The 14932-nt window shown below is 70.7% G+C and carries 14 protein-coding genes; 7 read left to right on the plus strand and 7 right to left on the minus strand.

The features are described 5' to 3' along the window. Positions 1–123: 123 nt before the first annotated feature. Complete coding sequence (locus ACFYXF_RS30100) at positions 124–1785, minus strand: FAD-dependent oxidoreductase (RefSeq protein ID WP_389354234.1); 1662 nt, start codon at positions 1783–1785, stop codon at positions 124–126. Between the two features lie 267 nt (positions 1786–2052). On the opposite strand from ACFYXF_RS30100, the gene ACFYXF_RS30105 reads away from it, so the two are divergent. From ACFYXF_RS30105 to ACFYXF_RS30135, 7 genes are read left to right on the plus strand one after another with little or no spacing between them, the layout of a single operon-like run. Continuing rightward, positions 2053–3177, plus strand: coding sequence for a SchA/CurD-like domain-containing protein (locus ACFYXF_RS30105; protein ID WP_389354235.1), 1125 nt, complete (start codon positions 2053–2055; stop codon positions 3175–3177). Between the two features lie 58 nt (positions 3178–3235). Beyond that, positions 3236–3718, plus strand: a complete 483-nt coding sequence (locus ACFYXF_RS30110; protein ID WP_369033822.1) for a cupin domain-containing protein — start codon at positions 3236–3238, stop codon at positions 3716–3718. Beyond that, entirely contained in the window at positions 3715–4983 is a 1269-nt protein-coding gene (locus tag ACFYXF_RS30115; protein ID WP_389354236.1) for a beta-ketoacyl-[acyl-carrier-protein] synthase family protein, read from the plus strand. Before ACFYXF_RS30110 ends, ACFYXF_RS30115 begins: the two co-directional genes overlap by 4 nt. Beyond that, positions 4980–6245: a ketosynthase chain-length factor gene (locus ACFYXF_RS30120; protein ID WP_389354237.1), complete on the plus strand. Its 1266-nt coding sequence runs from the start codon at positions 4980–4982 to the stop codon at positions 6243–6245. Before ACFYXF_RS30115 ends, ACFYXF_RS30120 begins: the two co-directional genes overlap by 4 nt. A 25-nt stretch (positions 6246–6270) precedes the next feature. After that, positions 6271–6531 (plus strand): phosphopantetheine-binding protein, encoded by a 261-nt coding sequence (locus ACFYXF_RS30125; RefSeq protein ID WP_389354239.1) that lies wholly within the window; start codon positions 6271–6273, stop codon positions 6529–6531. 2 nt (positions 6532–6533) lie between these two features. Continuing rightward, the gene (locus tag ACFYXF_RS30130) at positions 6534–7010 is read left to right on the plus strand and encodes an SRPBCC family protein (protein WP_389354241.1); all 477 of its coding nucleotides are present in this window, start codon (positions 6534–6536) and stop codon (positions 7008–7010) included. Positions 7011–7038: 28 nt separating this feature from the next. Next, a complete protein-coding gene (locus tag ACFYXF_RS30135) occupies positions 7039–7374 on the plus strand; it encodes a TcmI family type II polyketide cyclase (RefSeq protein WP_369033827.1) in 336 nt (111 codons plus the stop codon). A gap of 69 nt (positions 7375–7443) precedes the next feature. Here ACFYXF_RS30135 and ACFYXF_RS30140 read toward each other — a convergent pair whose 3' ends face one another. The 6 genes from ACFYXF_RS30140 to ACFYXF_RS30165 form a co-directional block, all read right to left on the minus strand. Then, positions 7444–8502, minus strand: a complete 1059-nt coding sequence (locus ACFYXF_RS30140) for a methyltransferase (RefSeq protein ID WP_389354243.1) — start codon at positions 8500–8502, stop codon at positions 7444–7446. Between the two features lie 54 nt (positions 8503–8556). Further along, entirely contained in the window at positions 8557–9633 is a 1077-nt protein-coding gene (locus tag ACFYXF_RS30145; RefSeq protein WP_389354244.1) for a nitrous oxide reductase family maturation protein NosD, read from the minus strand. Positions 9634–9708: 75 nt separating this feature from the next. Further along, positions 9709–10413 (minus strand): class F sortase, encoded by a 705-nt coding sequence (locus tag ACFYXF_RS30150; RefSeq protein ID WP_389354246.1) that lies wholly within the window; start codon positions 10411–10413, stop codon positions 9709–9711. A gap of 121 nt (positions 10414–10534) precedes the next feature. Beyond that, entirely contained in the window at positions 10535–11050 is a 516-nt protein-coding gene (locus tag ACFYXF_RS30155) for a hypothetical protein (RefSeq protein ID WP_389354248.1), read from the minus strand. 287 nt (positions 11051–11337) lie between these two features. Next, positions 11338–12201, minus strand: a complete 864-nt coding sequence (locus tag ACFYXF_RS30160; protein ID WP_389354249.1) for an LLM class F420-dependent oxidoreductase — start codon at positions 12199–12201, stop codon at positions 11338–11340. Between the two features lie 162 nt (positions 12202–12363). Beyond that, complete coding sequence (locus ACFYXF_RS30165; RefSeq protein WP_389354251.1) at positions 12364–14931, minus strand: ABC transporter permease; 2568 nt, start codon at positions 14929–14931, stop codon at positions 12364–12366. Between the last annotated feature and the right edge of the window lies 1 nt (position 14932).

The following is a 14932-nucleotide window of genomic DNA, read 5'->3' on the forward strand; positions in this document are numbered from 1 at the left end:
TCCCGCGCATGCACGGCAACGCGCCACACGACGGGTCGCCCGGCCAAGACCTCTGTTGACCAGGTGGGCGACCGTTTCCGTGCACGAATGCGAAGTGTCCGTGCACGGAAACGAGCCGAACGGTCAGCCCCGGTCGAGGAGCGTCGAAAGGGCCTCCCGCAGCACCGCCCCAGGATTCGCCGACGACCCCTCCGAGCGCCAGGCCACGAACCCGTCGGGGCGCACCAGCACCGCCCCGTCCATGCCGACGCCGTGCACCTCGGCCCACTCCAGGTCGCTCGCCGAGGACAGCTCGGCGTCGGAACCACTGCCGATCCGGTACGAGGTGAGCGGCACCCCCAACTCCCGCGCGACGTCCGTCGCCGCGCCGTGCCAGTCGCCGTCGGAGCCCGCGGAGCTGAGCAGGACCAGCGAGCCCTCGTACAGGTCGAGCGTCGAGATCCGGGTGCCGGCGCGGTTCAGCCACATGTGCGGCGCCCGGCTCCCGGGCTCGCCCGTCAGCCGTACGCCCTCGGGCACGACCGGCACCGCCGGATCGGAGCCCAGGACCGCGCCCTGCGGATAGCGGTAGCCCAGCGCCACGTTGAGGATTCCGCCCTTCTTGCCGCCGGGGCCGCCGGCTCCGGGGGAGGGTGTGTACCCGGGGTGGCTGTGCTCGACCGAGCGCGCCGAGGCACGGGCGCTCGTCGCCTCCGCGACCGGGCGGCGCTCCAGGTCGTACGACGACAGCAGACCGGGACCCGCCCAGCCGCCCAGGACGGCGGCCAGCTTCCAGGCGAGGTTGTGGGCGTCCTGGATACCGGTGTTGGAGCCGAAGGCGCCGGTGGGGGACATCTCGTGGGCCGAGTCGCCGGCGAGGAACACCCTGTCGTGCGCGTACCGTTCAGCGACCCGCTCGGCCGCGTGCCAGGGTGCCCGACCGGTGATCTCCACATCCAGGTCCGGTACGCCGACGGCCCGCCGGATGTGCTCCCGGCACCGCTCGTCGGTGAACTCCTCCAGGGTTTCGCCGTGTTCGGGGTGCCAGGGCGCGTGGAACACCCAGCGCTCCCGGTTGTCGACCGGCAGCAGGGCGCCGTCGGCGTCCGGGCTGGTCAGGTAGCAGACGATGAACCGCCGGTCGCCGACCACGTCCGCGAGACCACGGGAGGTGAAGGTGATGCTCACGTTGTGGAACAGGTCGCCCGGGCCGCTCTGCCCGATGCCGAGCTGCTCACGGATCGGGCTGCGCGGACCGTCCGCCGCGACCAGGTAGTCCGCCCGGATCGTGGTGTGCTCACCCGTCTCCCGGCTCTTGACCTGCGCGGTCACGCCCTCGGGGCCCTGCTCGAACGACATCAGCTCGGTCGAGAACCGCAGATCCCCGCCCAGCGCCCGCGCGCTCTCCAGCAGGACCGGCTCCAGGTCGTTCTGGCTGCACAGGCACCAGCCGCTGGGGCTGAACCGGGCAAGGCCGCCGCCCGGGTCGATCTCCTTGAACAGCCACTCGCCCGCGTCGCCCACCAGGGTCGGCGTCTGCAGGATGCCGTGGTTGTCGGCCAGCACCGACGCCGCCTCCTCGATGCGGCGCTCCACCCCGGCCACCCGGAACAGCTCCATGGTGCGCACATTGTTCCCGCGCCCGCGTGGATGGATCGAGGTGCCCGAGTGCCGCTCCACAAGGGTGTGCGGCACCCCGAGGCGCCCTAGGAACAGGGAGGTCGACAGGCCCACCAGGGAGCCGCCGACGATCAGGACGGGCGTGCGGTGGTCGACCGATCCGTCGGCCTCTTCAGCGCGGTTCATCGAATGCCTCCAGTTTCTGCCGGGACGTGGGTCGGCGAGGGGACGCACCTGCACAGTGCGCGCCGGGAAACCGTTTCGCCCGTCAGAGGCACCCAGATGGCGCACGGTTCACTCGCCCGACCCCGCGGGAGTCGCGCACAGCGCAACTCCCGTCAACTATCGGCTCATGGCGGCTGGATCCGCTCGGCCACGAAGGTCGCCCGACTTCCAGCACGCCCGACTTCCACCACGAAATGCCTTCCACGACGAAGAGGAGAGGTGCACCGGATGACCATCTCGGGACGCATATCGCAGTCAGCGTTCGACGGCTCCAGGCTGCGGGTGATCCTGCTGCTCGACCTGTACGAAGGAGCCCAGCAGCAGTTCCTGGACGCGTACGAACTCATGCGCAACCAGGTCGCGTCCGTCCCCGGTCACCTCAGTGACCAGCTCTGCCAGTCCATCGAGAACCCCTCGCAGTGGCTCATCACCAGCGAGTGGGAGAGCGCCCCGCCCTTCCTCGCCTGGGTGAACAGCGAGGAGCACGTCGAGACCGTACGCCCGATGCACAGCTGCGTCCGGGACACCCGGTCGATGCGCTACAGCATCCTCCGCGAGACGACCCCCAACGCTCCGCTCACCCCGGAACAGGCGTCCGCGGCCATGCAGGTCACGGCCCGCGTCGGTGACGGAGTCGCACGCCACGCCCTCACCTTCACCGTCAAGCCGGGCTCCGAGTCCAAGGTCGCCGAGATCCTCGCCGGCTACACCTCGCCCGAGGCCCAGGTCGACGACACCACGCGGCTGCGCCGCACCTCCCTCTTCATGCACGGCAACCGGGTCGTACGGGCCGTCGAGGTGGAGGGCGACCTCCTCGCCGCCCTGCGGCACGTCGCCCGCCAGCCCGAGGTGCGGGCGGTCGAGGAGGCCATCAACCCGTACCTGGAGCAGGACCGGGACCTGTCCGACCCCGACTCCGCGCGGGTCTTCTTCACCCGGGCCGCGCTCCCCGCCGTCCACCACGTGGTCTCCGGCGACAAGGCACCCGCCGGACTGCGCCGGCACGCGCTGTACTACCCGGCGAAGGAAGGCCGCGGGATGGACCTGGCCCGGCTGCTCGCCCACCAGGACGAGGCCGCGGCCGACGACCCGGCGAGCCCGGTGTACGGCAGCACCGTCTTCCAGCGCGATGACATCGTTGTCCGACTCGTCGACCTCACCGGCGAACTCGACGCCGACCCCATCGCCTCCCTCGGCCTCAAGGGGTCAGGGAAGGCGGCGGAGCTGGAGCGCCTCCTCGACGGTCCCGCGATCGGCGTCGAGGGCTCTCTGAAGACGGACCGCAACATCAACCGCCTCCTGTCGCACGCCGACATGATGCCCGTCACCGACCGCAGCTCCGCCCGGTCCTGACGGACCGCACTCCCGCCCCGCCCGGACGACGTCCCTGCCCCACCCGGAGGTGTCAACCATGAACAAGCAGCACCCATGCATCGTGGACCTGAGCGAGACAGAACCCAACCGCAGACGCGGCGGCGACCTGCGGGCCATGCTCACACCCGCCACGGTGGGTTCCACCAGCGGCTTCATGGGCCTGGCCATCGTCCAGCCCGGCGAGCGCATCGGCGAGCACTACCACCCGTACTCCGAGGAGTTCGTGTACGTGGTGGCAGGCGCCCTCGAAGTCGACCTGGACGGCGAGACGCACGCCCTCAGGCCCGACCAGGGGCTCCTGATCCCCATCGACGTCCGCCACCGCTTCCGCAACGTCGGTGACGTGGAGGCCCGCATGGTCTTCCACCTGGGCCCGCTCGCCCCGCGTCCCAGCCTCGGTCACGTCGACACCGAGGTGACCGAAACCGCCTCGCCCGGCACGGAGTTCGCCGTCGGCGGGCCGGACCGGCTCGCCCCGGACCACGGACAGCGGTCCGAGCGAAGCGGGGCCATACGGTGACCCGGCGGGTGGCTGTCACCGGTATCGGTGTGGTCGCTCCCGGCGGTACCGGGACGACGGCGTTCTGGGACCTCCTCTCCGGCGGCCGTACCGCGACCCGCGGCATCACGCTGTTCGACCCGGTGGGCCTGCGCTCGCGCATCGCCGCCGAGTGCGACTTCGACCCCTTCGCACACGGACTGGACCCGGCACTGAGCCAACACGCCGACCGCTACATCCAGTTCGCGATGGTCGCCGCCGACGAAGCCGTACGCGACTCCGGATTCGCCACCGGCGCCCAGGACCCCTGGCGCGTCGCGGTCTCCCTGGGCAGCGCCGTCGGCGGCACCACCCGCCTGGAACACGACTACGTCCAGGTCAGCTCGGGCGGACAGCGGTGGGACGTCGACCACCGCGGGGCCGACCCGGAACTCCACCGGGCGTTCTCGCCGAGCACCCTCGCCTCGGTCGTCGCCGAGCAGTTCGGCGCGCAGGGCCCGGTGCAGACCGTCTCCACGGGCTGCACCTCCGGGATCGACGCGGTCGGCTACGCCTTCCACACCATCGAGGAGGGCCGCGCCGACATCTGCATCGCCGGGGCGTCGGACTCGCCGATCTCGCCGATCACGATGGCGTGCTTCGATGCCATCAAGGCGACCTCGGACAACAACGACGACCCCGAACACGCCTCCAAGCCCTTCGACGCCCATCGCAACGGCTTCGTGATGGGCGAGGGCGCGGCGGTGCTCGTCCTGGAGGACTACGAGCACGCCCGGGCCCGCGGCGCGCACATCTACTGCGAGATCGGCGGCTACGCCACCTTCGGCAACGCCTACCACATGACCGGTCTGACCTGCGACGGACTGGAGATGGCCCGGGCGATCGACTCCACGCTCGACCAGGCCCGTCTCGACCCGACACAGATCGACTACGTCAACGCGCACGGCTCGGGCACCAAACAGAACGACCGGCACGAGACCGCCGCCGTGAAGCGGTCCCTGGGCGCGCACGCCTACGACATCCCGATGAGTTCCATCAAATCCATGGTGGGCCACTCGCTCGGCGCGATCGGCGCGATCGAGGTCGTCGCCTGCGTCCTCGCCCTGAAGCACCAGGTCGTGCCACCGACGGCGAACTACGAGACACCCGACCCCGAGTGCGACCTGGACTACGTACCGCGCACCGCGCGCGAACGGAAGCTCAGGAACGTGCTCTCCGTCGGCAGCGGATTCGGCGGCTTCCAGTCGGCCGTACTGCTGACGGGGCCGGGCGGGAGGAAGCGATGAAGACTCAGCGTGCCAAGGGCACTCGGCGGACCCCGCGCGCGGCCATCACCGGGATCGGGGTGATCGCGCCCAACGGTCTGCGGGCCGACTCGTACTGGAAGGCCGTCGGCGAGGGCCTCTTCGTCCTGGACGGGATCACCCGCGAGGGCTGCGGGCATCTGCCGATGCGGGTCGCGGGCGAGGTCCGGGGCTTCGACGCGGCCGGTCTCATCGAGGAGCGGTTCCTCGTCCAGACCGACCGGTTCAGCCACTTCGCCATGGCCGCCGCCGCAGTCGCCCTCGACGACGCCGGTATCGGCCGGGGCGAACCGGAGGACCCGTACGACATCGGTGTCGTCACGGCCGCCGGGTCGGGCGGTGGCGAGTTCGGGCAGCGGGAGCTCCAGAAGCTGTGGGGCCAGGGATCGCGGTACGTGGGCCCGTACCAGTCGATCGCCTGGTTCTACGCCGCCAGCACCGGCCAGATCTCCATCCGCAGCGGCTTCAAGGGGCCGTGCGGAGTGGTCGCGAGCGACGAGGCGGGCGGTCTGGACGCCGTCGCGCACGCCGCACGGGCCGTACGGCGCGGCACCGGCGCGGTCGTCGTCGGCGGCGCGGAGGCACCGCTGGCTCCGTACTCGATGGTCTGCCAGCTCGGTTACGGCGAACTGAGCACCGTCGAGGACCCGTCCCGCGCCTACCGCCCCTTCACCGAGGCCGCCTGCGGCTTCGTGCCCGCGGAGGGCGGCGCGATGCTCGTCGTCGAGGACGAGAACCGCGCCCGTGACCGGGGGGCGCCCGTCCGGGCCGTCGTCGCCGGCCACGCCGCCACCTTCACCGGCGCCTCCCGCTGGGACAGGTCCAGGGACGGGCTCGCCCAGGCGATCCGGGGCGCCCTCGACGAGGCCGGGTGCGCTCCCGAGGAGATCGACGTCGTGTTCGCCGACGCGATGGGCGTACCGGAGGCCGACCGAGCCGAGGCCGGGGCCATCGCCGACGCCCTCGGGGAGTACGGCACCAAGGTCCCCGTCACGGCGCCCAAGACCGGCATCGGGCGCGCCTACTGCGGGGCGCCCGTGCTGGACATCGCGGCGGCGGTGCTCGCCATGGAGCACCGGCTGATCCCGCCCACCCCCAACGTGTTCGACATCTGCCACGACCTCGACCTGGTGATGTCCCGCGCTCGCCCCGCCGAGCCGCGCACGGCCCTGGTCCTCAGCCGGGGACTGATGGGTTCCAACGCGGCGCTGGTAGTGCGCCGTGGAGACGACTCCGCCCGATAGCACGGGCGGGAAGGAGAGCACCCGCATGATCACCACCGCAGTGACCTACGACGAGCTGGCCGCCCTCATGAAGAGGGGAGCCGGAGTCACCGTCGACCCCCGCGAACTGGAGCGCGCCTCGGACACCCCCTTCGGGATCCTCGGCCTCGACTCGCTCGGCCTGCTCGGCATCGTCGGCGAGCTGGAGAACCAGTACGGCAAGTCCCTTCCCCCCGACTCCGAGCGGTGCAGGACGCCCCAGGAGTTCCTCGACCTCGTCAACAGCACCCTCAAGGCTGGAGCCTGACCGTGTCCGGACACACCGAGAACAGCATCACCGTCGACGCCCCTCTCGACCTGGTCTGGGACATGACCAACGACATCGAGAACTGGCCGAACCTCTTCACCGAGTACTCCTCCCTCGAAGTCCTCGCCCGCGAGGGCGCCACGACGACGTTCCGGCTGACCATGTTCCCGGACGACAACGGCAAGGTCTGGAGCTGGGTCTCGGAACGGACCGTGAACCGCGCGGAGCGGACCGTCCGGGCCCGCCGCGTCGAAACGGGCCCCTTCGCCCACATGAACATCCTGTGGGAGTACACCGAGCTGCCGGGCGGCACCCAGATGCGCTGGACGCAGGACTTCGCGATGAAGCCCGACGCCCCGGTCGACGACGACTGGATGACGGACAACATCAACCGCAACTCCCGTACGCAGATGGCGCTCATCCGGGACAGGATCGAGCAGGCCGCCCGCGAACGCCAGAACGCGCCCCTGCCCCGCTGAGCCATCCGCCCAGGAAGGACGACACCCGATGCATCACGCCCTGATCGTCGCCCGTATGGCACCCGGCTCGGCGCCCGCGATCGCCGACCTGTTCGCCACCTCCGACAGCGGTGAACTCCCGCACCTCGTCGGGGTCACCCGCCGCAGCCTCTTCCAGTACGGCGACGTGTACCTGCACTTCATCGAGGCCGACCAGGACCCGGCGCCGGCCATCGCGAAGGTGGCCGGGCACCCCGAGTTCAGGGGCATCAGCGACAAGCTGTCGGCGTACGTCTCCGCGTACGACCCGCAGACCTGGCGCAGCCCCAAGGACGCCATGGCGCACTGCTTCTATCAGTGGGAGCGCGACGCAGCCCGCTCCTGAGCAGCGAAAACCCCGAGGCCGGTACCGCGAATGTCGCGGTACCGGCCTCGGGGTTTCTTCCGGGGCGGGTCAGCCAGGGATCGTGCACTCGAAGGCGTGCAGATACGCGTTGACCGGGCGGATCTCACCGATGACCAGACCCGCTTCCGTGAGCCGGTCGACCATGCTCTGCCGGGTGTGCTTCGCACCGCCGACGTTGAGGAGCAGCAGGAGGTCCATGGCGGTCGTGAACTTCATCGACGGGGTGTCGTCCACGAGGTTCTCGATCACGACGACCCGAGCACCGGGCCGCGCCGCCTTCCGGACGTTCGCCAGCGCCCTGCGGGTGCTGTCGTCGTCCCACTCCAGGATGTTCTTGATGATGTACACATCCGCCTGTACGGGGATGTCCTCCCGGCAGTCCCCGGCCACGATGCTCACCCGCGCGGCCAGTGAACCCCCGTCGCGCAGCCGGGGGTCGGCGTTGCCCACGACTCCGGGCAGGTCGAGCAGCGTGCCGTGCATCTTGGGGTGCTTCTCCAGGAGGCTCGCCACGACCCGGCCCTGGCCGCCGCCGATGTCCGCGACCGAGGACACCCCGGTCAGGTCGAGGAGGTTCGCGACGTCCCGCGCCGACTGCTCGCTGGACGTCGTCATCGCGCGGTTGAACACGTACGCCGACTCGGGGGCCTCCTCGTTGAGGTACGAGAAGAACTCCCGGTCGTACATGTCCTCGAAGACGTTCCGGCCGGTGCGGACCGCCTCGTCCAGTTGGGGCCAGACGTTCCACGTCCACGGTTCGGTGCACCACAGCGCGATGTAGCGGAGGCTGTTCGGGTCGTCCTCGCGCAGCAGGCGGGACATCTCCGTGTGGACGAAGGTGCCGTCGGGGCGCTCCTCGAAGACGCCCTGGCAGGACAGCGCGCGCAGCAGCCGCCGCAGGGTCTGCGGCTGGGTCTTCACCGCCGCCGCGAGGTCCTCGACGGTCGTGGGCTTGTCCTGGAGGGCGTCGGCGACGCCCAGCCGGGCGGCGGCGCGTACGGCGGCGGCGCAGGCCGCCCCGAAGACGAGTTCCCGCAGCCGCATGGGCGGTGGGGGAGCGTGGGGAGCGGGGGAGGAAGCCGGGGGAGCCGGATCAACGGTCGTCATGTCTTGCCTCGCCTCTGTCGTTGTGCCGTGCGGGGGAGTCGGGAAGCGGGTCGGTCAGCACATTCCGGCGGGTTCGGAGACCCCGCAGGTGTTGTCGCGGAAGGTGTTGTTCTTGCCGGTGTCCCGGTCGGCGAGATCGGCCGTGCTGTTGCGCAGCACCACGTTGTCGCGGATCTCGTTGCTCTCGTTGGGGGCGCCCACGAAGCTCTTGAACAGCACGATGCCGCCCGACAGCGGGGAGGCGCCCACGTTGTCCTCGACCCGGTTCTTCGTCACCAGCGTCTTCTCGGTGCCGGTGAGGACGATGCCCGAGCCCTGGAGGAAGGGCAGCCGGGGGGTCTTCGGACACAGTTTGTTGTTGGCGTGGATGTGGTTGCGGCGCACGGTCATCGCGCCGGCGCGGGGTGTGCCCTCGTCGCCCACCACGAACACGGCGGCGCAGTTCCCGGTCGCCTCGTTGCGTTCGACGGTGAGGTTCCGCAGCCGCCGTACCGTGACGCCGATCCGGTTGCCGACCAGGCGGTTGCGGCTGACGACGGTGCCCTTGGAGTCCTGGGCGCCGTCCTCCCGGTCGACGGTGTTGGCGACGAAGAGCCCGGCGTCGCCGTTGTCCCTGGCGAGGTTGCGGCTGAACACACCGCGTACGGACCTCTCCTGGGCGATGCCCCACTGGCCGTTCTTCTCGGCGGTCACGCTCTGGACCTTCAGCCGGTCGGTCCAGGTCGCCCACAGACCGTTCTTGGCGAAGCCCCGGATCGTCAGCGAGCGCAGGGTGACCCCCTTGACGGGGCTGGCCTTGGTGCCGGTCACACAGATGCCGTTGCCCGCGGTGGCACAGGTGTTGTCGGCGGCCGGGCCGGGCACGATGACGGCCGGCCCGGCGATGGACCCCCGGAGGGTCAGGTCCGGCACGGTGATGCGGATGCTCTCGCGGTAGGTACCGGGGGAGAGGACAACGGTGTCCCCCGGCCGCGCGGCGTCCACGGCCCGCTGGATCGACTCGCCGGGCTGTACCCGGTGTATTCGGACTACCTGATGCACCGTGCGGTGGTCCGCCGGTGCGGCGGCACCCAGCCCCGAGGTCACGACTGCTGCGGTGCACACGAGGTGGGTGATCTGTCGTCTGGTCATATGCCGAAGCTAGGAGCGGGCGTTCCGGCCCGCCACCGGTGATCACCCAGGTGGGCTTGTGACAGGCCCTAGGGGTCAGACGAGGTGGGCGAAGACGACCAGGTTCTCGGTGTAGTCCTTCGCCTTGTGGTCGTAGTCACCGGCGCAGGTGATCAGCCGGACCTGGGCCTGCGGGGTGTCGGCGTACACGCGCCGGTCGGGGAAGTCGTCCTTCTCGAACGTCTCGGCGCTGTCGACCAGGAAGACGGCCCTACGCCCGTCGGAGCGCTCGACGGCGAACCGGTCGCCCCTGTCCAGCTCGCTCAGCTCGGCGAACACGGCCGGAGAGGTCGCCGTGTCGACATGCCCGGCGATGATCGCGGTGCCCCGCTCACCGGGGGACACACCGTCGGCCTGCCAGCCGACCAGGTTCACGTCGTCGGCGGGGGGTGCTTCGAGCTGGCCCGACCTGGTGATGTCGAGGCCGACGAAGGGTGCGTCCACACCGATGGCCGGGATGAGCAGCCGTGTCGGCCGGGCCCGCGGCAGATGCTTCCCGGCGGCCCGTGGCGCGGTCGAGGCCTTCGGCGAGGCGGACGAGGACGGCGAACCCGACGCGGACGGCGCGTGCGCCGCCGTGGCGCGGGGCGCGCGGTCGTCGTCGGACGATTCGTCGGTTCCGGAGAAGAGGATCAGCACCGGTAGCAGGAGTACGACGGACCACGCGCTCAGACGCACAAGGAACCGCCGCTTGGACGACAGGGACGCGGCTTCGAGAAAGGAGGGCAACCGGGTTGCCATCGGGAACCACCTAACTGGAACACAGGCACAAGGACGTGGGGGGGAAAACGGGCCGGGCCGCCGCAGTGCGCACAGGCGGATGTGCGCACGCGACGGCCCCGGCTGCTATGACAGGCATCGGTTACGACGCCTGGCCGGCCGCGTTCCTGCGGCGCATCGTGTACGCACCCGCGCCGACGACCGCCAGGGCCGCCAGCCCGCCGGCCGTGACACCCGGGTTCGCGAGGGCGCCGCCACCGGTGTGCATGCCACCGCTGGGCTTCTCGTGCTTGGAGCCCCAGTCGCCCTTGTCGCTCTCCTCCTCCTTGTCGCTGGAGTCCCAGGAGCCGGAGTCCTTGGCGGTCTCGTCGCTGGCGGCCGCGTCCTCCTTGTCGGCCTCCCAGTCCTTCTTGGCGTCGTCCGAGGAGGCGGTGTCGTCGCCCTTGCTCCAGTCGCCCTCGTTCACCGCGGTGAGCGCGCCGCCACCCGTGTGGATTCCACCGTTCGGCTTGTCGTGCTTGCTGTCCTTGTCGTGCTCCTTGCTGTAGGAAGAGTCACCGTTGTCCCAGTCGCCGTCGGCGGCGAGGGCGCCGGGGGCCGCGATCGCGAGAGCGGCCGTGGCCGTCGCGGTAGCGAGGAGCAGGCGGGCAGAGCGCATGGTCGAAGTCCTTCCGCCGCTGCCGGGACGCTGACGTGATGTCAGCTGATGGAACCCGGCCTCGACGTGATCCACCGTCAGCCAATCCCGCCCGGCGCACCACTCGGGGCGCCCACCCGACTGACCCGCACGGCGGTACCCGACCCGGCGTCAGATCATCCCCCGGAACCAACGACACACCCCTGACCAGGCATTTGATCGTCTGATCGGCAGTCACTTCCCGGCCTGGGCGCCGCCGTACGCACAACCCGATCGGCGGCGCCACGACTGCCGCATCCCCGGTCCGTTCACTCCGCCCGGAGCGCCTCGATCACCTGCCCGAACGGCTCCAGGTACGGCTCAAGAACGGTGAAGTAGGTGAACCCGTACCGCTCCCGGACCGCCCGCACCCGCTCGGTGATCTGCTTCAGCGAGCCGGCCAGGACGAGCGGCAGCTCAAGGGCCTGATCCACGGTCAGCTGCGGCTGACGGGTCAGCAGGGGCCGCAGTGCGGCAGCGGGATCGTCGGTGATGGCGACCACCTGGACGAGCAGGTTCAGCTCGGCGGGCTCGGGCCGGCCGGCGGCCAGCCGGTGATAGGCCGCCACCCGCTCGTCCAGCTCCTCCGGCGTCAGCGGCTCCAGCGTGCCCGTCGTACTGCCCGGAACCAGGCGCGCCCCCGTGAACGCCGCGATGTCGGCGTGCTCGGCGGTGAGCCGCAGCATCCGGTCGCCGTTGGCGCCGATCAGCAGCGGTACCCGAGGCCGATCGGCGAGCAGTCGGCTCAACTCCTCGACGGTACGCACCAGATGGTCCACGCGTTCGCGCGGCGAACCGTAGGGCAGGCCCGCCGTGTCGTGCTCCGCCTGTACGTATCCGGTACCGAGGCCCAGTTCGAGGCGCCCACCGGTCAGGGCGTCCGTGGTGGCGACCTCGCGGGCCAGCAGAGCGGGATTCCAGAAACCGGCGTTCAGCACGAACGTGCCCAGACGGGGCCGCTCGGTACCCTCGGCCGCCGCGACCAGCGCCGGAAAGGGCGCGACCATACCGAGATGATCGGGCACCAGAATCACGTCGTACCCGAGCTCCTCGGCCCGCCGACACTTGTCCCGCCACTCCCCAGCGGGCGCTGACCCCAACAGACTGACCCCAAAACGAAACGGCAACGACATGAACTCTCCTCAAGGAAAGGGACGACTGGGCGGGGGGAGGGGCCGCAGGCCCCCTCCCCCCGCCCAGGGGCGCGGGGAACTGCGCGACCAGCCACAGCGAACCCGCAGGGGCAACACCACCTGAGCCACCCCTGAGCCGCCCCCCCCAGGTCCCGCCGCGCGCTACTCGTGCGCGATAGCCGCCAACACGTTCATCCGAGACGCCCGCAGCGCGGGCAGCAGCGCCGCCACGATCCCGACGACCGCCGAGCCGACCACCACCGCGACGATCGTGCCCCACGGAATCGCCAGCGCCTCCATGCCCTGCAAGGCCAGCACCCGCTGGATGCACACACCCCACACCAGCCCGAGCCCGAGTCCCAGCACCGCGCCGAACACGGCGATCACCACCGACTCCAGCCGGATCATCCGGCGCAGCTGCCGCCGGGACAGTCCGATGGCCCGCAGCAGCCCGATCTCACGCGTCCGCTCCACGACCGACAGGGCGAGAGTGTTGACCACGCCCAGCACCGCGATGACGATCGCCAGCCCGAGGAGCGCGTACACGAGGTAGAGCAGGACCGCGATCTGGTTACGGATCAGTTCCTTGTAGTCGGCCTGGTCACGCACCTTGACCTGCGGATACGGTTCGAGGGTCCGCTCCAGCGCCGGGCGCAGCTCGTCCGCGCTCGTGCCGTTCACGGCGTTGACGTACAGCGCGGACTCCTGGCCGCCGGGCACGTACTTCTCGGCGACGGCGATGCCGAAGTAGATCCCGCCCTGGGTGCCGAAGCCCTCGGCGTTCTCCTGGTCGGTGAGGGCGGCGACCTTCAGTTCGGTCCGTTCGCCGTCCGGGAACTCCACCGGCAGGACGGTGCCGAGGCGGACGTCGTGGTCCTTGGCGTAGTCGGCGGACATCGCCAGGTTGCCGTCCGCGAGCGCGGCGGCCGTGTCGCCCTGTACGTACGTGACCTTGGCGACGTCGTCCAGCTGCGGGTCGTACCCGGCGGCCGTCGTCTGGAGGCGCTTGCCGTCCGGAGTCCGCACCGCGACCGGCACGAATCGCTGCCGTACGACGAGTCCGACACCGTCCGTCGCCCGCACCTTGTCGGCGACCTCCTGCGGGAACGGCACGAAGTTGTCGTTCTGCACGACGAAGTCGGCGCCGAGTGTCTTGTCGATCTGCTGGTCGAAGGACTTGGTCATCGAGGCGCTGGCCACCGACATCCCGCCGACCAGCGCGAGGCCCACCATCAGAGCGGCGGCCGTCGCCCCCGTACGGCGGGGATTGCGCAGGGCGTTGCGCTGGCTCATCCGGCCGACGGGGCCGTAGATCGCCGGGAACGCCCCGCCGAGGACCCGGATGACCGGCCGGACCAGCAGCGGGCCCGCGATGACCGTGGCGATGAGGGTGAGGACGACTCCAAGTCCCAGCAGGGAAGCCGATGTTGACGTCTCTTCGGCCGTGGCGCAGCCCACGAGTGCGGCTGCCCCGAGGGCGCCGACGATCGCGCCGACCACCGCCCGTACCCGCAACGGCCGTCCCACGCCCGCGATTTCGGCGTCCGAGAGGGCCGCCATGGGGGAGACGACCGCGGCTCGCCGGGCCGGCAGATACGCGGCCACGAAGGTGACGCCGAGCCCGACGGCGTACGCCGACACGGGAGTTGCCCAACCCACCACCATGTCGGCCGACTTGAGGTTCATGCCGAACGCGCTCATCAGCCGGATCAGCCCGGCCGCCAGGCCGATCCCGACGGCGAGGCCGAGTGTCGAGCCGATCAGGCCGAGCAGGACCGCCTCCGTCAGCACGGACCGGCGCACCTGCCGCCGGTCGGCGCCGAGCGCCCGCAACAGGCCCAGTTCTCGGGTGCGTTGGGCGATCAGCATCGAGAAGGTGTTGACGATCAGGAAGACCCCGACGAGCACGGCGATCCCGGCGAAGCCCAGCATCACGTACTTGATGATGTCGAGGAATCCGCCGAGTTGCTCCGCGGCGGACTCGGCCTGCTCGGCGGCCGTCTCCAACTCGTAGTCGGTGGTGCCGATCTGCTGCGCGATACGGGCCTTCAGCTCCGTGTCGCTCACCCCGCTCGCGGCGGTCACCGAGATGCTCGTGGCCCGGTCCGGTGAACCGAGCAGCAGGGTCGGCGCGGCCTTCGGGTCCAGGAAGATCAGCGCCGCGCCCGGGTTGGTCGTGGTGAAGGTGGCGATGCCGACGATCTTCACCTTGAACGACCCCGGCTGCGCCTGGACGGTGAGCGTGTCGCCGATGCCCACATCCTTGCTGTCGGCGGTGTCCGCGTCCAGCAGGGCCTCGCCGTCGCCCTCGGGGACATGCCCTGAGGTGAGTTCGACGGGGCTGCGGTCGGTGAGGTACCAGTCGGTGGCGATGGTGGGGGCGCCCGAGGTCGGGGAGACCGACTCGTTGCGGTCGTCGACGACGGTGATGTTCTCGACGGACGCGTCCGCGTGGGCGTCCTCGACCCCGGCTACGCCCGCGACCCGCTGGGCCAGCGAGGCGGGCACGGTCAGGGCCTCGCCGGACGGCACCTGGGACGTGAAGTCCTCGCGCGGCTTCACCGTGACATCGGCGGAGGTGGAGGCGAAGAGCCGGTCGAAAGTACGGGTGACCGTGTCGGAGAAGATCAGGCTGCCCGCGACGAATGCCACGGACAGGACGATGGCCAGCGCGGAGAGCAGCAGTCGGCCCTTGTGCGCGAGGAAACTCCTGAGCGTTGCCTTCAGCACG

The organism is Streptomyces sp. NPDC002680, assembly GCF_042889145.1.
In the GTDB taxonomy this organism is placed as follows: Bacteria; Actinomycetota; Actinomycetes; order Streptomycetales; family Streptomycetaceae; genus Streptomyces; species Streptomyces adonidis.